Below are 20,086 nucleotides of genomic sequence, written 5' to 3'. Positions count from 1 at the left end.
AAGGTTGTCGGTCGCGGATGGAACCGTGGCGGTGATGATACGTTTGGAGCTGGTCACGCGCCCGGGTCCGCCTTGGGGTCTTTGGCGTGTCACCTTGTTATGTCGGGGAATTTTCTGAGATGAGCCTTCTGGCCAGACTTGCGCCGCACCTGCCCTACGTCCGCCGCTACGCGCGCGCCCTGACCGGCGATCAGGCGACCGGCGACAACTATGTTCGCGTCGCCCTTGAGGCCCTGGCCGCCGGCGAGCGCCAGCTGTCGACCGAAATGACCCCGCGGGTCGCCCTCTATCAGGTGTTCCACGCCATCTGGTCCTCGACCGGCGCCCAGCTGGAAGACCAGAGCGGTCTCGAAGGCCGCGACGACGCCTCGCGCCGCCTGATGCGCATCGCCCCGCGCTCGCGTCAGGCCTTCCTCCTGACCGCGCTCGAAGGTTTCACGCCTTCGGAGGCCGCCCAGATCCTGTCGGCCGATGTCCATGACGTCGAGCGGCTGATCGGTGAGGCCCAGGCCGAGATCGACGCCGAACTGGCCACCGACGTCCTGATCATCGAGGACGAGGCCATCATCTCGGCCGACATCGAAAGCCTGGTCCGCGAACTGGGCCACAACGTCACCGCCACGGCGACCACCCATGACGAAGCCGTCGACGCCGTCGCCCGCCACCGTCCGGGTCTGGTCCTGGCCGACATCCAGCTGGCCGACGGCTCGTCGGGCATCGATGCGGTCAAGGACATCCTGAAGCGGTTTGACGTGCCGGTGATCTTCATCACCGCCTTCCCCGAGCGCCTGCTGACCGGCGAACGCCCGGAGCCGACCTTCCTGATCACCAAGCCCTTCCAGCCGGAAACGGTGAAGGCCGCGATCAGCCAGGCCCTGTTCTTCCACCCCTCGCGCCGCAAGGAAGCCGCGTAAGGATTTCTGGAAGCCGCCATCGGAAGGCCGCCGGACTCGCGTCCGGCGGCCTTTTGTCTGGCCGGTTCGCCGGAGCGGAGAAAAATCTCGCTCCACACGGAACGCGATTGAAGAGTCGTCGTTATCAGGATGCGGAGGCGGCGACGCCCCCCCGACTTGAGACCGGCCTAGCCGGTCTGTCGCCTCCGCGCCTCATTCTCGATGATGCCACTATTCAGGGCGGACCTCACGGTCCGCCCTTTTTCTTTGCGCGCGACGCCGGGTCCCCTCGACACCGCCGCCCGAGGGGCCAGAATGGGTTCTGAAAAGAAACCATCCCGGGAGAGCCTTCGATGCCGATGAATCGTCAGTGGATCCTGCGGCAGCGACCGCAGGGCCTGATCAAGGACGGGGACCTCGAGCTGGTCGAGAGCCCGACGCCCGCGCTCAAGGACGGCGATATCCTCGTGCGCACCATCTATCTCTCGCTGGATCCCACCAACCGCACCTGGATGAACGACGCGGTCGGCTATCTGCCGCCGGTGGGTCTGGGCGAAGTCATGCGCGGCCTGACCCTGGGTGTCGTCGAGGAGACGAAGTCGCAGAAATACAAGGTCGGCGATCTGGTCACCACGGCCATGGGCGGCTGGGCCGACTATGGCGTCGTGCCCGATGCCGGGGCCTCGCGCGTGCACCGCGCGCCCGGCCTTCCGCTGACGGCCAATATGTCGGTCATGGGGATGACCGGGATGACCGCATACTTCGGCGTCACCGATGTGCTCAGGCCCGAGCCCGGCCAGGTCATGGTCATTTCGGCGGCGGCGGGCGCCGTCGGTTCGATCGCCGGCCAGATCGCCAAACGGCGCGGCGCCCATGTCATCGGCATCGCCGGCGGTCCCGACAAATGCCGCTGGCTGGTCGACGACCTCGGGTTCGACGCCGCCATCGACTACAAGAACGAGGACGTCGGCGAGGCCCTGGACCGTCTGGCCCCGAACGGCGTCGATCTGAATTTCGAGAACGTCGGCGGCGACATCATGGTGGCGGTATGGAACCGGCTGAACCTGCACGCCCGCATGGCCGTCTGCGGCATGGTCTCGGCCTATAATGCGACGAAGCGGCCGCCCTCGCCGGACCTCAGCCGTCTGATCACCCACCGCATGACCATGCAGGGCTTCCTCGTCATGGACTATTCGCCCCGGGCGAAGGAGATGGTCGCCGAACTCGGTCCCTGGCTGGCCGAGGGCAAGGTGAAATGGAAGGTCCACGTCGACAGCGGCCTCGAAGGCGCCTTGACCTCCTTGAACCGCTTGTTCACCGGAGATCACGACGGCAAGCTTCTGGTGCGCGTTTCGGAAGAGCCGGCCGGCTAGGAAATCAGACCATGAGCGAAAGCCTTCACCTCCATTTCGAGGATCTCGAGAACGGTCAGGTGCTCCAGCTTGGGGCCATCGCCGTGGATGAGGCGGGCGTGGAGGCTTTCGCCGAGCGGTTCGCGCCGGGCTGGGACGTCGCCTATGGCGCGCCTGACGCCATGGTCTACGCCCTGTGGTCGCGGCTGGCGGCCGAGAAGGCCTCGGGCTGGGCGCAGACCAAGGTCCTCGCCGTCGACGGGCTGCGCTTCATGCGCAATCCGCCGCCGGGCGAGCTGTTGCGCGGCCGTATGACGGTCATGGGCAAGGACCCGGTCGGCGATGAAAAAGGCATCGTCATCGCCCAGCACGACCTGCTCGACGAAGGCGGCCGCCTTGTCTTCGGCTGTTTGACGCGCGCTCTTTTTGTGCGCCGCTGACGCGTCGCGGGGGCTACCGCGCGGTCGCGCTACTTGAGCCCGGGATACGCACGCTATTCAAACAAAAAGCCCCGCCGGGCGAACCGACGGGGCTGATCTGTTTCCGGCCTCAAGTAGCCCGAACGGGCGGTAGCGCCAGGAAAGAAGCTTAAGTCGCTGCGCGACTTAAGCGTTGGCGGCCGTTTCCATCTGGGCGGCGCGCTGGAAGGCCAGGGCGATCAGGCGGTCCCAGCCCAGCAGCGACACCAGGTGGGCGTAGATCTGGCCCAAGGCGCCGTTGTCGCGCAGCTCGGCCAGCTTCTCGGCCGGCAGGGCCTTCAGCTTGTCTTCCGAAACGGCGAAATAGTCGGCCAGCTTCTGGGGCTCGCCCGGATTGCCGTTCTCGTCGCGCGGCGTGAAGATCGCCTCGCGGGTGTGGAACAGGTCCAGCTCGTTGAGCAGGCCGATGAAGCTGTCGGTGCGCTGACGCTCCTGTTCGAAATTGTTGCAGAACTCCATCGCCTGGCTGACGTACTGGCTCGGCTGGCCGTTCTCGAACAGGGGCACCTGGCCGCCTTCGACGATGAAGTCCGCGGCGCGGTCGACGCACAGGATCATGCGGTTCTGGACTTCGTCATTGGCGAAGACGAACGGATAGCGGCGGGCGTAGGCGGGGATATAGGCCTCGGCCTTGAACTCGCCGGTGGCGTCGACATACAGGTTTTCGCCCTGGCGCAGGCCCATGACGGCGACCGGCTGTTTGGTGTCGCCCAGGAAGACGACCGGGTAGGACAGGGCCGCCGGAGCGAACTCGGTCACGGTCAGCGGCACGACGTGGGTCTGGGCCACGAAGGCATAAGGCTTGTCGACCGGATTGGCGCCCAGCGAGCCGTGCAGCTCGGCCGACAGCGGCTCGGGCTTCGAATAGAACAGGACGGTCCCGGCCAGTTGGCCTTCGGTTTGGAGGGTGTCGGTCATGGACGCCAGGGTCTCTGAAATAACGGAAAGTCGCGCCTTCTAGCGGAACCCGGCGTCGGCGGCAAACGTGGCCTTGAACGCGAACCCTCCCCGCCGCGCTTGCGACGGGGAGGGTGACCCCGAAGGGGTGGAGGGGGTCCTGAGGCGCCACGATCCGGAGGGGGGAACCGAATCTGCCTCAAGAGCCCCTCCGTCTCGTCGCGCGTCGCATCCGGGAGGATGCGACGCGCTCAAGCGCGAGCGGTAGCGCCTAGAACCGGTAGGCCACCCCGATGCGGAAGTTGCGGCCCGGCATCGGGGCGATGTCCTTGAGGAAGGAGGCGTGTTCGCGGGCTTCCTCGTCGGTCAGGTTCTTCGCCTCGGCAAAAACGGTGACGTTGCGGTCGGTCAGCGGACGCCAGGCGGCGGCCAGGTTGAGCAGGGTGTACTCGTCCGTCGGCAGCTCCAGGTCGGCGACCCGGTCCTGTTCGGCGACGTGGCGCACCTCGACCGAGGCGTCGAACGGGGTGGAGGTCCAGGCCAGACGGCCGGTCACCGACCACGGCGGAATGCGCGCCGCCGGACCGAGGTCCGTCTCGGCATGGACGTAGTCGGCCGAGCCTTCCAGAGCCAGTTTGCGCGTACCGCTCTCCCACAGGGCGTAGGAGCCCTCGGCCTCGAAGCCGTAGAAGGTCGCGTCGGTCTGGACGAATTGATAGACCGGGAAGTCCTCGCCATCAGCGGTGAAGGTCGCGCCCGTCGGCCGTTCGTCGATGAAGCCGTCGTATTTCGAGCCATAGACGTGCAGGTCGCCGGAGATGCGGCCGGCGTCATAGTGGACCGTGCCCTCGAGCGTATTGACCTTCTCGGTGTCGAGGGTCCGGTCGCCGGTCTCATAGGCGGCGGTGGCGATGTGCAGGCCGTCGGCGAACAGCTCGACCTCGGACGGCGCCCGCTCGTTGTGCGCCAGGCTCAGACCCAGGAACAGGCCGGGGGCCGGGCGCAGGAAGCCCGCGATCGAGGCCGAGACGTTGTTGAAGTCACGCTCCAGCTCGACCGTGTCGCCCAGTGGGACGGCCGAGACCGTGTGGCGGTCGTAGCGCAGCCCGCCCTCGAAGCCGTACTGGCCGAGATCCAGACGCTGGACGGTATAGATCCCGCCCTCCTTGATGTCCGTGGTCGGGACGAAGGCTTCCTCGCCGATGGCCTCGAAGGTGCGCGACAGGCCCTGGGCGCCGATGGCGCCGTTCCAGGTGCCGCCGCCGAGCGAGCGGGGGCGCTGGACCAGGTCGATACGGCCTTCCTGACCGTCGGAGTTGAAGATGGTGCCGGGGGTGTCGGCGTCCTCGAACTCGGTGTGGGTGTATTCGGCATGGCCGTAGTTGGCGCGGACCGTCTTGAACGGACCGGTGTCGAAATTGTACTCGCCGCGTACGTCCTCGCGCGTCTGGTGCAGTTGGATGAAGACGGTCGGCTCGGCGACCGTGCCGTATTCGCTGTCGGTGTCCTTGTAGGAGACGCCGAAATAGCCCCTGTCGGCGATGTATGCGCCGCCGACGCCCCAGGCCTTGAGGTCGGTATAGGAGTTGGGCTGCGATCCGCCGGGGCCCCGCGGATCGCCGTCCTCGGCCGCCAGACGGGCCGAACGGGCGGGCGACGGGATGTCGTAGTCGTCGGTCGTGCGCCGCACGCCGTCGATGTTGAAGGCGAAACGGCCGGTCCCGGCGGTCAGGCGGGTGAAGATCGACCTGCCGTCATCGACGGTCGACGCCTGGGTCGAGATGACGCCCGACAGGCCGCCCGTCGGGACTTCGGTCGGGATGCGGCTGTCGATGATGTTGACCACACCGCCGATGGCCGAGCCGCCGTACATCAGGGTCGAGGGGCCGCGCACGACCTCGATACGACTGGCCTCGGCCGGGTCGGTGGCGACCGCGTGGTCGGGCGAGACCGAGGAGGCGTCGATCATGCCGATGCCGTTGGTCAGGACCTGAACCCGCGGGCCGGACAGGCCCCGGATCACCGGACGGCTGGCGCCGGGGGCGAAGCCGGTCGAGCGCAGGCCCGGCTGGCCGGCCAGCATGTCGCCCAGCGACTGGGCCGGGGCGACGGCCAGGGCCTGTTCGTCCAGCACCTCGGTGGCGATGGTCGAGGCGCGCTGGCTGACGCCGTAGGGCGAGGCGGTGACGACCACGTCGTCGACCGTGTCGGCATTGTCGGTCGGAGCCGGCTTCGACTGGGCGGCGGCGGCGCCGGCGAGGGCGGCCCAGCCGGTGAAGGCGAGCAGCAGGGCGCGGGTGGAACGGGCGGAGTTTCTACGCATAAGGGACCTCGGCGTCGGGGAGACGGCGAAGTGTTATGAGATAACATCACATATCGTCAAGCCCGATCCGGTTGCGGCGCGGCCTTTCACCCCTTAGCTGTATCCGCATGAGCTCATCCTGCGGTCACGACCACCACCACGACCGGCCCGGCGCCGATGCGGTCGTGCGCGCGCTGGACGCCGCCGAGGGCCGCTGTGTCGCCGAGGGCGAGCGGATGACCGCGCCGCGTCGCCGGGTGCTGGAGCTGCTGCTGGCGGCCGGGGAGCCGGTGAAGGCCTATGATCTGATCGCCCGCTACGGCGAAGACGGTCAGGCCGCCAAGCCCCCGACCGTCTATCGCGCGCTCGAGTTTCTCGAGCGCAAGGGGATGGCGCACCGCATCGCCTCGATCAGCGCCTATGTGGCCTGCACCGCCGGCAATGACGCCGAGGCGCTTCCTCATGCGGCGGCTTTTTTGATCTGCGACTGCTGCGGCGCCACCGAAGAGGTCCTCGCCCCCTCGGGCCAGACCTTCTCCATCGCCGCCGACGCCGCCGGCTACGCCATCGAACGCACCACAATCGAGGGCCACGGCCGCTGTCCCGCCTGCCGGGTCGCGGCATAAGGTCCCTGAGACGAAAGACCGGGTTCGGCCTTACTGGCCAATGCCGGTCCGGCCCCCTACCTTGAGGGGCATGGACGCCGCCCTTCTGACCCCGCCCCGCCGCCTGTCCGTGCCGGTGAACAACCGCTGGGGCGCGGGCGAGATGTCGGTGATGGACTTCGGCGATCCGAAGCGGCCGGTCGATCTGGTCTTCGTCCACGCCAACGGCTTCAACGCCGCCACCTATCGCACCCTGCTGGCGCCCCTGTCGGCCTCGCTCAGGATCTGGGCGCCCGACCTGCGCGGGCATGGGCGCACCACCCTGCCCACCCCGACCGAGGGGCGCTGGAGCTGGGCCGACCATCGCGACGACCTGACCGCCGTGATCGACGCCATCGACGGCCCGCCGGTGATCCTGTCCGGCCATTCCATGGGCGGCACCTCCAGCCTGCTGGCCGCGGCCGAGCGGCGCGATCAGGTCTCGGGCCTCGTCCTGTTCGATCCGGTGATCTGGACCCACGCCTGGGTGCGGGCCTTCCAGTTTCCGCTCCTGCGCACCCTGCCCCGGCGCATTCCCATTGTTCAGGGCGCGCTGCGTCGCCGGCGGCTGTTCGACAGCCGCGAACAGGCCCTGGTCGCCTATCGCGGACGCGGCGCCTTCAAGGGCTGGCCCGAGATGATGCTGGCCGACTACATTTCCGACGGTCTGATCGAGACCGATCAGGGGTTCACCCTGGCCTGCGCGCCCGAATGGGAGGCGTCCAACTATGCGGCCCAGTCGCACGACGCCTGGAAGGCCCTGATCCGCCTGCAACGACCGGTGCGCATCCTGAAAGCCGAACGGGACTCGACCTGCCGCATCGGCACGGATCCCCGCCGTCAGCTGACCGTCGAGACCGTCCCCGACAGCAACCACTTCTTCCCGATGCTGAAGTCCGACATCGTCCGCGACGCCCTGTTCGAAGCGGCGGTCTAGGGCAACTGATCCTTCCCCCGGGTGGGGGAGGGTTTATGGGCGCCTGATCCGCCCAGCCATCACAATCCGGCTCCCCAGGCCCAGGCCCCGCCCGGCTTTCCGCCTTTCTCGACCCGTTCGACCCGGCACACCCCAAACCCGCCGTATAATCTCCCCTGTCCCGTCGCGAGGGGAAGGCGTCCCGGGCCCGGGAGCCGGACGTGCGGCGGGGTCGATCGCGGGGTTGCCGGGGCATGGAGAGCCCCGGGTCCGGAGAGGGCTCCCGGCCTTCTTCGCCTGTCGTGGGCTGAGCCGGCGGAATGGGGACGAACCGGGTGAACCTGAGGCGGCGGGCAAATGGGACCCCCGCCGCTCCCGGCTGAAGAGCTTCCCTCCACCGCGGCGCTTGCGAGAACCGGTCGAGCGGAGCCCGGGCGACCACGCCGAAACTCCACACTAGAGGCGGCGATCCGCGAGGACCGTCGTCAACGGTATCCGGGCGAGATCGCCCGTGCTCCGCCGCTTCCCCGACAGCTTCAGCGCACCCGCGCGTGAGGGCGATGACGCTCATCCTTCTCCCGTAAGGGGAGAAGGGTTCTTCAGCTGAACTCGGCCTCGAGATCCGCCAGCCTTGCGGCCTGGTCCTCGGCGATCAGGGCGTTCAGCAGGGGATCGATGTCCCCCTCCATGATCTGCGGCAGGCTGTGCAGGGTCAGGTTGATGCGGTGGTCCGAAACCCGCCCCTGCGGATAGTTGTAGGTGCGGATGCGCTCGGAGCGGTCGCCCGAACCGACCTGGGACTTGCGGGCGTCGGAGCGGGCATTGTCCTTCATCTGACGCTGCATGTCGTAAAGGCGGACGCGCAGGTTCTTCATCGCCTTGTCGCGGTTGACGTGCTGCGACTTCTCAGACGAGGTCACCACGATCCCGGTCGGGAAGTGGGTGATGCGCACGGCGGAATCGGTCTTGTTGACGTGCTGGCCGCCCGAGCCCGAGGCGCGGAAGGTGTCGATGCGGATGTCCTTGTCGTGGATCTCGATCTCGACGTCCTCGACCTCGGGCAGGACGGCGACCGTGGCGGCCGAGGTGTGGATGCGGCCCTGGGTTTCCGTCGCCGGGACGCGCTGGACGCGGTGGACGCCGCTCTCGAACTTGAGCCGGCCGAAGACGCCGTCGCCGGTGACCGTGGCGATGATTTCCTTGTAGCCCCCGGCGTCGCCCTCGGTCGCCGAGTCCAGCTCGACCCGCCAGCCGCGGTTGGAGGCGTAGCGCGAATACATCCGGAACAGGTCGCCGGCGAAGATGGCGGCCTCGTCCCCCCCGGTGCCGGCGCGGACTTCCAGCACGGCCGAGGCGTTCTCGTCGGCGTCGCGCGGGGCCAGCAGCAGGGCGACGTCGCGCTCCATCTCCGGCAGGCGGGCGTTCAGGGCGTCCAGTTCGTCGGCGGCCATGGCGGCCATCTCCGGATCCTCGGCCATCGCCGCCAGATCCCCGATCTCGGCCCGCACCTTCGCCAGCGCCTGAACGGCGTCGGCGACCGGCTTCATCTCGGCGTGCTCTTTCGACAGGCGCACGATCTCCTGACCGTCGGTGGCCGCGCCCATGCGCGCCTCCACCTGATGGAAGCGGTCGAGCACCTGATCGAGCCGGGCCTGGGGCAGTCGCAAGGGGAGGTCGCCTGTTCTGTGAGGAGGCGCGGTCTTACTCCGGGAGGCGCTGTAATGTCGAGGAATCCGCGTCGGATGCGGCCGAACCGCGCGCTGGCGTGGTTGTGATCGGACGTCACGATCCCGTCAGGGCCGGTTACCAATCCCGGCTTCGCGCCTTAGGTCCGGTCGAGCTGTTCAGTCCGGAGACCCCCATGTTCGATCGTCCTCCCCCTTCGAATGCCGCCACTGCTGACGCCTACGAAGCGGTCGAGCGCCTCTGCGCCCTGTACGACCGTTTGCTGGAACAGGTCGGCGAAGGCGGGCTGTCCGAGGCGGCCTCGGCCGAGCTCAGGGCCATGGCCGGTATCTACGACCTCGATCTCCAGCGGACCGACGTCGAAATCTGGTCGGATCTGCGCGGTGTGCTGGTGCGTCAGACGCCCCGTCCCAAGGTCGCCACGACCACGCCGGAACCCCTGACCCTGCTTCTGGTCGAGGACGATCCGGAGACCGCCGCCGACCTGACTTTCACCCTCGTGGAGGCGGGGCACAGCGTGGTCGGCCCCTTCCAGAACGCCGAGGCGGCCGAGGCTGCGGCCGCGCTTCACCTCGTCGATCTGGCCCTGCTGGACATCAATCTCTCCGGAGAAGTCACCGGGATCGAGCTCGCGCGAGCCCTGAAGGACCGTTGGGGTCTGCCGTCCCTGTTCCTGACGGGTGACATCGGCGCCGCCGCCCGCAACGCCGATCTGGCCGAGGCCCTTGTGCTCAAACCCTACACCGGCGCCCAGGTGCTGGAAGCGATCACGCGGGTGACCGCCCATTAGGCGTCCTCACCAGGCGTCATGAAGGGGCCGGGAGAAATACTCGCCCCCGCAGCTAGGATTTGTCGCTTTACCGACTTCGACGCCCGTCGGAGAAGATCGAAAAGCCCCTCGTTCAGCTTCAGTCAGAGCCCGCCCGCCCCATGCAAGATTTCCTGCTCTTCCTCGCGGTCGGCTTCCTCGCGCAATGCGTCGATGGCGCTCTGGGCATGGCCTATGGCGTCATTTCCTCGACGGTGCTGCTGGCCTTCGGCGTGCCGCCGGCAACGGCCTCGGCCAGCGTCCACGCCGCCGAGGTGTTCACGACCGCGGCTTCGGCGGCCTCTCACTCCGCCAACAAGAACGTGAACTGGAAGCTGTTCCTGCCGCTCGCCGCCGGGGGCGTGGTCGGCGGCATTGTCGGCGCCTTCGTCCTGACCAGCGTCGACGGCGATATCCTCAAGCCCTGGATCACCGCCTATCTGTCGATCATGGGTCTGGTCATCATCTGGCGGGCGACCAGGAAGACCCGCGAGCGGGTGTTTCCGGTGAAATTCTCCGCGCCTCTGGGTCTGGTCGGCGGCTTCTTCGACGCCATCGGCGGCGGCGGCTGGGGCCCGACGGTCACCACCACCATGGTTGGCTCGGGTCAGGATCCGCGCATCTCGATCGGCACCACCAACACCGCCGAATTCTTCGTCACGGCCGCCATCTCCGCGACCTTCCTCGCCGCCCTCCTGACCGGTCATTGGGATCAGGCCGAGGGCATCGCCAGCCATGCGACCGCCGTCGCGGGCCTGATCGTTGGTGGCCTGATCGCCGCGCCTCTGGCCGGGGTCATCGCCCGCATCGCCCCGCGCCAGGTCCTGACCTACGGCGTCGGCGCGGTGGTTCTGCTGTCCGCCGGCTATCAGGCCCTGCGGCTGTTCAAGGTGATCTGAGGTCGCACCAGCGCGATCGCATGGTCGTAGAGCGCACAATCCAGGGCGTTGCGATCGCGAACGGCCTCTTCAAACGCGGATGACAGCTGCTCGACCCGTTCGCCATGTGCCGGTGTCTGATTGAGCCGCTCGATGGGCGGGACGGGTCGCCCCAGCCATTCGGCCGCGCGGATCAGGGAGGCTTCAGCATCCTCCGCCACAAAGAACCAGGGCATGCTCTCGACCAGGGCCTTGGCGGCGCCGAGGTCAGCCCGGTCCTCGAAGCCTGACCAGGTCAGTTGGCGCACATGGTAATTGCGGGTGTAGAGCGTCACCGCCGGCTCGTCGCTCAGCAGAAAGGCTTCGATGCCCAGGGCCTTCGCGGCGCGAACACAGCCGAAAGCGGGATGAGTCCGCACTGTCTCCGAATCGGGCACAGCGAAGCGGAAATAGTTGTAGAGCGATACGAGGCGCCGCACCGGATCACGGAAATTGGTCACCGTCTGATGCCCGTCCCGGACGGCCTCGAAGATGTCCCGGCCATAGTGCCCCGAGTAGAAGGCGAACCCTCTGAAGGCTTCATATCGGCCGCCGAGAGCCGCATGGGCGGCGGTATCGTTCACGATCAGGGGCGCCCCGCTATGGAGGCCATAGCTCGCGCGCAGCCATGCGGCCACCGAGGTGCCGCCTGCTTTGGGGTTGTGGAAAAAGAAGATCGGGGGAGGTACGAACAAGCGGGGTTTCTACACAGCCGCGAGTCCGGTCGTCCAGCCTGGTGCTCGGGAAAAGTGTCGCCTTGTGGCGGTATATTCTACTCCGCCGCGACGCGGGCCGCGTCCTGGGCCGCGCGGGCGGCGTCCAGTTCGGCGGCCTTGGCCTCGACCAGCTCGACGATCTCGTCGACCATCTTCGCATTGTCGAGTTTGTGGGCGATCTTGCCGTTCAGATAGACCATGCCCGAGCCCTTGCCGCCGCCGGTGAAGCCGACGTCGGTGTAGAGGGCTTCGCCCGGGCCGTTCACGACACAGCCGATGATCGACAGCGACATGGCGGTCGAGATGTGGGCCAGCTTCTCTTCCAGCACGCCGACCGTCTCGATGACGTTGAAGCCCTGACGGGCGCACGACGGGCAGGCGATGATGTTGACGCCCCGGTGGCGCAGGCCGAGCGACTTGAGGATGTCGAAACCGACCTTGATCTCCTCGACCGGATCGGCGGCCAGCGAGACCCGGATGGTGTCGCCGATCCCGGCCCAGAGCATATTGCCCATACCGATGGACGACTTGATCGTGCCGGTGCGCAGCGGACCCGCCTCGGTGACGCCGAGGTGCAGGGGGCAGTCGATGGCCTCGGCCAGCTGCTGATAGGCGGCGACCGTCAGGAAGGGATCGGACGCCTTCACTGAAATCTTGAACTCGTGGAAGTCGTGGTCCTGCAGGATGCGGGCGTGGTTGAGCGCGGACTCGACCATGGCGTCGGGGCAGGGCTCGCCGTATTTTTCCAGCAGCTCCTTCTCCAGCGAGCCGGCGTTGACGCCGATGCGCATGGAGCAGCCGTAGTCCTTGGCAGCCTGGATGACGTCGCGGACGCGCTGGGCGTTGCCGATGTTGCCCGGATTGATGCGCAGGCAGGCGGCGCCCGCCTCGGCCGCTTCAATGCCGCGCTTGTAGTGGAAATGGATGTCGGCCACGAGCGGGACCTTCGCCGCCCTGGCGATGGTCTTGAAGGCGGCCGTGGAGTCCTCGTCGGGGCAGGAGACGCGGACGATGTCAGCGCCGGCCTCTTCCAGCTCACGGATCTGACCGATGGTCGCATTGGCGTCCGAGGTCAGGGTGTTGGTCATCGACTGGACGCTGATGGGCGCATCGCCGCCCACGGCGACGGACCCCACCATGATCTGGCGGCTCTTGCGGCGCTCGATGTGGCGCCAGGGACGGATATGCGAATGGTCGCTCATGTCAGGCGCAAGATAGGCGCTTCATCGTGGCATGGCCATGACGGGCGCACACTTTCGCGGACCCCTCTACTGAGGCGCGACCGCTGCGTTGAAGCCCTGTTGGGCCGTGACGGCATTGGCCTGGATCACCTGACCCGCCTGGGTGGCGGTCCGGGCGGCGGCCTGATCGGCGGCGCGCTGGGCCGCGGCGGCCTGGGCTGCGACTTCCGAGGCCGTCTGGCGGGCCAGCTGTTCGGCGCGCTGGTTCAGCTGACTCAGCGGGGTCAGGACGGCGGCGAGACCGCCCCCGTGCTCGCCGTTCAGGTAGACGTCGAAGGCGGTCGGATCGGAGACGTCGACGGTGGCGGCGACGCCCGTCGGGGCGCGCCAGCTCTCGCCGGCGGCCAGCTGGCGGGCGAACAGGACGCGACCGTCGCTCATGCGGACGACCAAGGCGGCGGCCTTGCGCGCCTGCAGCACGACCTGGGAGGCGGTGGCGGCCGCGCCGTAGATGGCGCCGCGCGGGTTGAAAGCGGCCTGGACCGGCGGGGCCTTGGCGGCGGCGGCGGCCGCGACGGCTTCAAGATCGGTCGGGTCGATGCCGGTCAGCTGGGCCTCGAGGCCGGGCGTGACATAGAGGGCGGGCGTGGTCTGGTCCGGCGGGGCCGGGTGGGGCGCGCCGATGCTGACGGCGTGCTGGCCGGGCACGTCACCCAGGGTCCAGCTCTCGGGCACGGAGGCGATGTCCGACGGTTGGGGCGCCCGCAGCATGTTGACGCGCTGGAACACGTTCCAGCCGATGACCGCGACGGCGATGGCGGCCACGGCGGCGATGACGCGCGGCGAATACCGGCGCACGTCCTGGAAGGCGACGCCGACCGGCGCCTGCAGCGGCACCGAACCGTCCGGGCTTTCACGCTTGAAGCGTTCGACGGCCAGCTGCTCGTCCAGGCCCAGGGCCTCGGCATAGGCGCGGACATAGCCGATGGCGAAGACGCGCGACGGCAAGGCCGAGAAGTCGCCTTCTTCGAGGGCGATCAGGTAGCGGGTGTGGACACGGGTGACGACCGACAGTTCGGCCAGCGAACGGCCCGAGGCCTCGCGGGTGGCGCGCAGTCCGGCGCCCAGAGTCGCGGCGTCGACGATGGAGGGCACAGGGTCCTTCCAGTCCGGATGTGACCGAAACTCATCGGGGACATTCCCCGTATCCAGCGCCATGAAGGCTGACCCCATACTCGGCGCGTCGTACCCCGGAACTGCGGGATGCCGATCATGCGCCGTACTCGACCAAGACGCGAACGATACCACATTGGTCTCGTTGCTCTGAGCTCCCCCCGGAGATCGTTTTTCGTCGCTGTCTGGATATCGCATTTCAGCCGGTCGTTCAACGCTCTGTTAAGCATGACGGCCACTCGCCCGGCAGGTGTGGCGCGCACTCCTCAAACGCGAATTCGAGGAAATTGCACCAGGACGGGACGCGTCAGACCACCACGTTCAACTTTCGCGCCAGACTTTCGATCTCGTTACGGATCGATCCGGCGGAGCTGCCCAGAAGGCTGGTCATGCCCCGCTTGCCCGCGACCAGATCGGCCGACAGGATCATTCGCTTGACCGGCCCCACCCCGCCCGCCGGGGCCGACAGCCGGGTGAAGCCCAGCGTTAGCAGGGCGAAGGCCTCCAGCGGCTTGCCGGCCAATTCTCCGCACACGGACACAGGCGTGCCGGTGTCGGCGCAGGCCTTCTGGATCGACTGCAGAGCCCTGAGCGCAGGGGGCGACAGGGGGTCGTACCGATCCGAGACCAGCGGATTGGTCCGGTCGGCGGCGTACATATACTGGAACAGGTCGTTGGACCCGACCGAGACAAAGTCGGTCAGGGGCAGGAGCGCGTCGAGGTGCCAGAGCACCGACGGGCATTCGATCATGGCGCCGACGCGCAGCAGGGCGGGCAGGGGGCGGCCGCGCCGCCGGGCCCAGTCGCATTCGACGTCGACCAGTTCACGCGCGGCGCGGAACTCGTCGACCGTGGCGATCATCGGGAACATGACGCGCAGCTCGCGACCGGCTCCGGCGGCCAGCAGAGCGCGCAGTTGCAGCCGCAGCAGGGAAGGGCGGTCCAGACCGAGGCGGATGGCGCGACGGCCGAGCGCCGGATTCTCCTCCCGCTCGGTCGTCTCCATGTACGGCAGGACCTTGTCGCCGCCGATGTCGAGGGTGCGGAAGGTCACGGGCCGGTCGCCGGCGGCGTCCAGCACCAGCTTGTAGAGGGCCGTCTGGCTGTCCAGACGGGGCAGCTCCTCGGAGACCATGAACTGGAACTCGGTGCGGAACAGGCCGATGCCCTCGGCGCCCGTCTCGTCGAGGTTCTCCAGATCCACGGCCAGACCGGCGTTGGTCAGCAGCGAGATGCGCGTCCCGTCGGTGGTCACGGCGGGGACGTCGCGCAGCTTGGCGAACTCGGCCTGACGCTGGTCGCGAAGCGCGATGCGCGACTGGACCGAGTCGAGCATGTCCGGCCGGGGCCGCAGATGGGCCTCGCCCGTCTCGCCGTCGACGATGACGAGATCGCCTTCGCTGAGCCGGTCGCGCAGACCCATCAGACGGCCGACGCAGGGGATGCCCAGGGCCCGCGCCACGATGGCCGCGTGACTGGCCGCCGAGCCTTCTTCGAGCAGCAGGCCCTTCAGGGTCTCGCGCGGATATTCCAGCAGGTCGGCGGGGCCGAGATTCCGGGCCACCAGAATGGCGTCGTCGGGCAGTTCGCGCTGGCCCGGATTGTCGCCGGCCAGAACCCGCAGCAGCCGGTTGGCCAGGTCCTCGAAGTCGTGCAGCCGTTCCTTGATGTAGGGGTCGCGGGCCTTGGCGAAGCGGGCGCGGTGTTCGTTGCGGACGCGGTCGACGGCGGCCTCGGCGGTCAGGCCCGAACGCACGGCCTCGACCAGAGACCGGTTCCAGCCCCGGTCGTCGGCGAACATCCGGTAGGTTTCCAGAACCTCGAACGACTGGCCGGCCAGCTTGCCCTGACCACCCTCCAGCATGGCGTCGATGCCGGCCTTCAGATCGGCCAGACCCCGGTTCAGGGTCATTTCCTCCAGCACGGGGTCAGAGGACAGCAGCTTCTCGGGCGCCAGCGGCGCCTCGTGCAGGATGACGTGACCGAAGGCCAGGCCTTCCGCGAATTTCTGGCCCTTCAGCCGTTCGGGACGGTGCGGGGCGACCTCGACGTCGCGCAGCTCTTCCTGACCCAGCAGCTCGCCCGAGGCCACGGTCTCGGCCAGGACCATGGCGATGGTCTGGATGTCCTCGACTTCGTCGGGATCGTAGCGGCGCTCGGCGCGGTTCTGGACGACCAGAACCCCGATGGCCCGGCCGCCGCGCAGCAGGGGGGCGCCGAGGAAGGCGTGATAGGGGTCTTCGCCGGTTTCCGGACGATAGGCGAAGCTGGGGTGCGACGGCGCGTCCGACAGGCTGATCGGCTGGGCCATGCGCGCCACCTCGCCGACCAGACCCTCGCCGGGCCTCAGACGGGTGTTGTGCACGGCCTCGCGGTTCAGGCCCTCGGTGGCGAACAGCTCCAGCTCGCCAGAGGCGCGGCGCAGATAGATCGAACAGACCTCGGCGACCATCGACTGGGCGATGGTGCGCACGACGCGGTCCAGCCGTTCCTGGGCCGGGGCCGCGCCGGCCATGGCCTCACGGATCTGGCGCAGGAGGTTGCGAGGCCCCCTCGTCGTCAATCCGCCGCCTATAGGCATCCGCCCTCCCGTCCCATGCTCCCCAGATAGGGAGCTACTGTGACGCTATCTATAGCGCATCCAGTCCGTATGCCGAATGAAGTGCACGAACGGCCAGTTCCGCATAGGCGTCTTCGATCAGGACACTGATCTTGATCTCGGAGGTGGAGATGGCCTGGAACTTCACGCCCTTGTCGGCGAGGGCCCGGAACATGGTCTGGGCGACACCCGCGTGGCTGCGCATCCCGACCCCGATGACCGAGACCTTGGCCACATCGGCGTCGACGCGGATTTCCTCAAACTGGATCTCGCCCTTGGCGGCGGTCATCAGTTCCTCGGCCCGGACGGCGTCGCGACGGCCCGTGGTGAAGGTCAGATTGACCCCGCCGGCGGTGCGCGCCTGGGACTGGACGATCATGTCCACGTTCACATTGGCTTCGGCCAGGCGGGTGAAGACGTCCGCCGGGGCGTCGGTGCGATCCGCCAGGCCCAGCAGGGTGATGCGGGCCTCGTCGCGGCTGACGGTCACGCCCGATACGATGCGCTTTTCCACGATGTCTTCCTCGTCACAGATCAGGGTGCCGGCTCCCACCGGCAGATTTCCGTTTTCGTCGGGTTCGACGAAGCTCGACAGGACCCGCACGGGGACCTGTTTGGCCATGGCCAGTTCGACCGACCGGGTCTGGAGCACCTTGGCGCCCAGGGACGCCATCTCCAGCATCTCTTCGTACGAGACCCGGTTCAGCTTGGTGGCCTTCTTCTCGATGCGCGGGTCGGTCGTATAGACGCCGTCCACGTCGGTGTAGATGTCGCACGGGCATTCCAGCGCCGCCGCCACCGCCACCGCCGAGGTGTCCGAGCCCCCTCGGCCCAGGGTGGTGATCCGGCCGCCGGCCGTGACGCCCTGGAAGCCCGGGATCACGGCGATCTCGCCCAGATCCATGGCGCCGCCCAGCACCTCGCCCGGCACGTCCTCAATGCGGGCGCGGCTGTGGGAATCGTCGGTGATGATCGGGATCTGCCAGCCCATCCAGGTGCGGGCGTTCAGGCCCATGTTGCGCAGGGTGATCGCGAGAAGGCCGGCGGTGACCTGTTCGCCCGAGGCGACCACGACGTCATATTCGTCGTCGGACAGCGGCAGGCCCTGCGCGGCCGGACCCGCGCCGTCGGTCCAGGCGACCAGCTCATTGGTCTTGCCCGCCATGGCCGAGACGACCACGGCGACCTGTTTGCCCGATTTGACCTCGGCGGCGACGATGCGCGCGGCGCGGCGGATCCGCTCCAGGTCGCCCATGGAGGTGCCGCCGAATTTCATCACCAGCCGCGAGGCTGGAGCCGAAGAGTCAGATCGTGTGGTCTCGGGCCGCGTCATCCTGGCGGTCACCCCCATCTTGCGTGAAATCGTCCGGCGGTTCATGCCACCGGGATGGCCGCTTCTAACGACACCGGAACCCTCGTGAAACCCCAAAGCGGCGCGGCTTTTTCTGGCGTCGACGATCAGCAGGCCTCCGGTCCGTCGATCGATCCGGCTGACGTGGCGCGCTTCTCGGCCCAGGCGGAGCTCTGGTGGGACGCCCGTGGCCCCTTCGCGCCGCTGCACAAATTCAATCCCAGCCGTCTGGCCTTCGTGCGCGACCGGGTCGCCGAACGCTTTGGCCGGAATACACGCGAGCGGGCGCCGTTCACCGGCCTCAGCCTGATCGACGTCGGCTGCGGCGGCGGGCTGCTGGCCGAACCCATGTCGCGCATGGGTTTCGACGTCACCGCCATCGACGCCTCGTCCGAAAACATCGGCACCGCCCGCGCCCATGCGGAACCGCAAGGCCTGCCCATCCGCTATCGCGCCGCGACGGTCGAACAGATGGAGGCGGAAGGCGCAGGGCCCTTCGACGTGGTCTTGACCATGGAGGTGATCGAGCACGTCGCCGATCCGGAGGCCTTCGTCCGCGCCTGTTCGCGGCTGGTGGCGCCCGGCGGAATGATGATCGTCGCCACCCTGAACCGCACCCTGAAGGGGCTGCTGCTCGGCAAGTTCGCGGCGGAATACGTCCTGCGCTGGGTGCCCGCCGGGACCCACGACTGGCGTCAGTTCCTCAAGCCCGACGAAATCCGGTTGATGCTGTCGCAGGAGCCGGTGGCGGTCAGCGGTCCCTACGGTCTGGCGCTCAACCCCCTGACCGGTGCCTGGAGCGAGAGCGACGACGTCGGCATCAACTATATGATGATCGCCACGCGGGACTGATCAGGCCCGAGACGAGCGAGCGCGGCGAAGCTTACCGCGATTTCACCTACCTTGCAGTGTTGTAACGGGTTTTCCGATGTCAGCGATGGGATGACGGGGCTATCGAAACCCCGGAGCCCACCATGAAACGCCTTCTGATCCTCGCCGCCGCAGCCGCCGTCGCCCTGTCGACCTCGGCCTGTGTCACCGTCATCGACGCCACCGACGATGGCGACCTCGCCTGGCACGGCGAGAATGCCCAGCCCTTCGACGCCGCGCGCGACCAGTGCCGCGCCGAGAACCACGGCCGCCATGTCGAAGGCGCCTTCCGCGAATGCATGGCCCGCAAGGGCTGGCATCGCAGCTAGGCTTCAGAGCCTGCGGATCATGTAGCGGGCGTCCGGGCCGTAGCTGGCCAGCTTTGTCCGGACGGCGGCGTTCTCGCGCACCGCGAAGCCCTGCTTTGTCCAGAAGCCGACCGCGTCATTGACCGCGACGAGCGCGATGGCGGGCCAGCCCCTCGACCGGGCCTGGTCCGCCAGTTGCTCCACGATCGCCCGTGTCGCCCCCGTCCCCCGCGCATCGGGATGCAGGGCGAGGTCGTGCAGATAGATGACGTCGGCATCCTCGGGGATGGCCTCGATCAGGCTGTTCACCGGCGCGGCGCTGTCGATCCGCCACGGATAGCTGACGGCGTAACCAAGGGCCTCGCCCTCGCCTTCAGCCAGAACGAAACAACCCTGGGCCGCCAGAGCCAGTCGGTTGGCGAACATCGGCCGTCCCTCGAAATGGTCGGGGAAGCTGACGAGGGCGATGGCGGCGACGGCGTCGAGATCGGCCTCGGTCATCGGCCGCCATTTGAGAGTGTTCAGGTCGGGCATCGGGTGTTGAGTTCGGCCTTGCGGTAGGACCAGCTCATTTGCTGATCGCGGTCGCCCATATGGCCCTCGATGCGGGCGTTGAGAACATCGCCGTCACGTTCGTAGATAACCCGCTGCGGGAAATCGTGGCCTGCGTTCTCGAAAACGACCCGTGTTCCCGAGGCTTCCTTCGCGGCGAAGGAGACCGGCGGGGAGCCGTTGACCCCGGCGAAATAGGAGACGGCGCCGCCTGCGGGAGAGGCCGGCAAGATGCGACTGGATTCGAAGCCGGTCAGCTTGCCGCCTTCGATTGTCAGGGCCGTGCCCAGCATCAGGCCGCCGCGCGGATCGCTCCAGGTCTCCGACACCTCCCGCCCGTCCTCGCAGGACAGCCAGTAGCCGCTCATCCACGACAGCTGGTCGGCGGTGACGGGGTTCGATTGCAGGATCAGGGCGGCGGCGAAGGTCGAGAGGATCATGT

Annotated in this window: 19 protein-coding genes; 9 read left to right on the top strand and 10 right to left on the bottom strand. The window is 67.9% G+C overall.

What is annotated here, in order from left to right; genetic code table 11:
* The first annotated feature begins 119 nt into the window (after positions 1–119).
* The 3 genes from phyR (at position 120) to AC07U0_RS04645 (ending at position 2,685) form a co-directional block, all read left to right on the top strand.
* Positions 120–914, top strand: coding sequence for an anti-anti sigma factor/receiver protein PhyR (gene phyR / locus AC07U0_RS04655; protein ID WP_494718849.1), 795 nt, complete (start codon positions 120–122; stop codon positions 912–914).
* A gap of 332 nt (positions 915–1,246) precedes the next feature.
* Positions 1,247–2,266: an NADP-dependent oxidoreductase gene (locus AC07U0_RS04650; protein ID WP_494718848.1), complete on the top strand. Its 1,020-nt coding sequence runs from the start codon at positions 1,247–1,249 to the stop codon at positions 2,264–2,266.
* Positions 2,267–2,277: 11 nt separating this feature from the next.
* Positions 2,278–2,685, top strand: coding sequence for an acyl dehydratase (locus AC07U0_RS04645; RefSeq protein WP_494718847.1), 408 nt, complete (start codon positions 2,278–2,280; stop codon positions 2,683–2,685).
* Positions 2,686–2,850: 165 nt separating this feature from the next.
* Here AC07U0_RS04645 and AC07U0_RS04640 read toward each other — a convergent pair whose 3' ends face one another.
* Positions 2,851–3,642, bottom strand: a complete 792-nt coding sequence (locus AC07U0_RS04640) for a SapC family protein (protein ID WP_494718846.1) — start codon at positions 3,640–3,642, stop codon at positions 2,851–2,853.
* Between the two features lie 250 nt (positions 3,643–3,892).
* Positions 3,893–5,944, bottom strand: a complete 2,052-nt coding sequence (locus AC07U0_RS04635; RefSeq protein WP_494718845.1) for a TonB-dependent receptor — start codon at positions 5,942–5,944, stop codon at positions 3,893–3,895.
* A 107-nt stretch (positions 5,945–6,051) separates the two neighbouring features.
* Between AC07U0_RS04635 and AC07U0_RS04630 the strand changes: the two genes are divergently transcribed.
* Both AC07U0_RS04630 and AC07U0_RS04625 read left to right on the top strand, forming a co-directional pair.
* On the top strand, positions 6,052–6,549 hold the full coding sequence (locus AC07U0_RS04630; RefSeq protein WP_494718844.1) for a Fur family transcriptional regulator: 498 nt from the start codon (positions 6,052–6,054) through the stop codon (positions 6,547–6,549).
* A 70-nt stretch (positions 6,550–6,619) separates the two neighbouring features.
* The gene (locus AC07U0_RS04625; RefSeq protein WP_494718843.1) at positions 6,620–7,504 is read left to right on the top strand and encodes an alpha/beta fold hydrolase; all 885 of its coding nucleotides are present in this window, start codon (positions 6,620–6,622) and stop codon (positions 7,502–7,504) included.
* 578 nt (positions 7,505–8,082) lie between these two features.
* Here AC07U0_RS04625 and prfA read toward each other — a convergent pair.
* Entirely contained in the window at positions 8,083–9,150 is a 1,068-nt protein-coding gene (prfA, locus tag AC07U0_RS04620; RefSeq protein ID WP_494718842.1) for a peptide chain release factor 1, read from the bottom strand.
* A 194-nt stretch (positions 9,151–9,344) separates the two neighbouring features.
* On the opposite strand from prfA, the gene AC07U0_RS04615 reads away from it, so the two are divergent.
* Entirely contained in the window at positions 9,345–9,959 is a 615-nt protein-coding gene (locus AC07U0_RS04615; RefSeq protein ID WP_494718841.1) for a response regulator, read from the top strand.
* Positions 9,960–10,099: 140 nt separating this feature from the next.
* Positions 10,100–10,876: a sulfite exporter TauE/SafE family protein gene (locus tag AC07U0_RS04610; protein ID WP_494718840.1), complete on the top strand. Its 777-nt coding sequence runs from the start codon at positions 10,100–10,102 to the stop codon at positions 10,874–10,876.
* Here the strand turns inward: AC07U0_RS04610 and AC07U0_RS04605 are convergent.
* From AC07U0_RS04605 to AC07U0_RS04585, 5 genes are all read right to left on the bottom strand, one after another.
* Positions 10,846–11,589: a hypothetical protein gene (locus AC07U0_RS04605; protein WP_494718839.1), complete on the bottom strand. Its 744-nt coding sequence runs from the start codon at positions 11,587–11,589 to the stop codon at positions 10,846–10,848. The genes AC07U0_RS04610 and AC07U0_RS04605 overlap by 31 nt on opposite strands.
* Before the next feature lie 77 nt (positions 11,590–11,666).
* Positions 11,667–12,812 (bottom strand): flavodoxin-dependent (E)-4-hydroxy-3-methylbut-2-enyl-diphosphate synthase, encoded by a 1,146-nt coding sequence (ispG, locus tag AC07U0_RS04600; RefSeq protein ID WP_494718838.1) that lies wholly within the window; start codon positions 12,810–12,812, stop codon positions 11,667–11,669.
* 66 nt (positions 12,813–12,878) lie between these two features.
* Positions 12,879–14,024: a helix-turn-helix domain-containing protein gene (locus AC07U0_RS04595; RefSeq protein ID WP_494718837.1), complete on the bottom strand. Its 1,146-nt coding sequence runs from the start codon at positions 14,022–14,024 to the stop codon at positions 12,879–12,881.
* 247 nt (positions 14,025–14,271) lie between these two features.
* Positions 14,272–16,545 carry a phosphoenolpyruvate--protein phosphotransferase gene (gene ptsP / locus AC07U0_RS04590; protein WP_494718836.1) on the bottom strand — a complete coding sequence of 758 codons (2,274 nt, stop codon included), beginning with the start codon at positions 16,543–16,545 and terminating at the stop codon, positions 14,272–14,274.
* Between the two features lie 49 nt (positions 16,546–16,594).
* A complete protein-coding gene (locus AC07U0_RS04585) occupies positions 16,595–17,896 on the bottom strand; it encodes an aspartate kinase (RefSeq protein WP_494719188.1) in 1,302 nt (433 codons plus the stop codon).
* Between the two features lie 54 nt (positions 17,897–17,950).
* On the opposite strand from AC07U0_RS04585, the gene ubiG reads away from it, so the two are divergent.
* Both ubiG and AC07U0_RS04575 read left to right on the top strand, forming a co-directional pair.
* A complete protein-coding gene (gene ubiG / locus AC07U0_RS04580) occupies positions 17,951–18,766 on the top strand; it encodes a bifunctional 2-polyprenyl-6-hydroxyphenol methylase/3-demethylubiquinol 3-O-methyltransferase UbiG (RefSeq protein WP_494718835.1) in 816 nt (271 codons plus the stop codon).
* A 122-nt stretch (positions 18,767–18,888) separates the two neighbouring features.
* Positions 18,889–19,113 (top strand): hypothetical protein, encoded by a 225-nt coding sequence (locus AC07U0_RS04575; protein ID WP_494718834.1) that lies wholly within the window; start codon positions 18,889–18,891, stop codon positions 19,111–19,113.
* A 3-nt stretch (positions 19,114–19,116) separates the two neighbouring features.
* Here AC07U0_RS04575 and AC07U0_RS04570 read toward each other — a convergent pair whose 3' ends face one another.
* Both AC07U0_RS04570 and AC07U0_RS04565 read right to left on the bottom strand, forming a co-directional pair.
* Positions 19,117–19,626 (bottom strand): GNAT family N-acetyltransferase, encoded by a 510-nt coding sequence (locus tag AC07U0_RS04570; protein WP_494718833.1) that lies wholly within the window; start codon positions 19,624–19,626, stop codon positions 19,117–19,119.
* A complete protein-coding gene (locus tag AC07U0_RS04565) occupies positions 19,614–20,084 on the bottom strand; it encodes a DUF6265 family protein (protein ID WP_494718832.1) in 471 nt (156 codons plus the stop codon). Before AC07U0_RS04565 ends, AC07U0_RS04570 begins: the two co-directional genes overlap by 13 nt.
* Positions 20,085–20,086: the final 2 nt, after the last annotated feature.

The organism is Brevundimonas sp. GW821-FHT02A10 (assembly GCF_059422025.1).
Note: the sequence above shows the minus strand (reverse complement) of the source record. Positions and strands in the feature narration are given on the sequence as shown.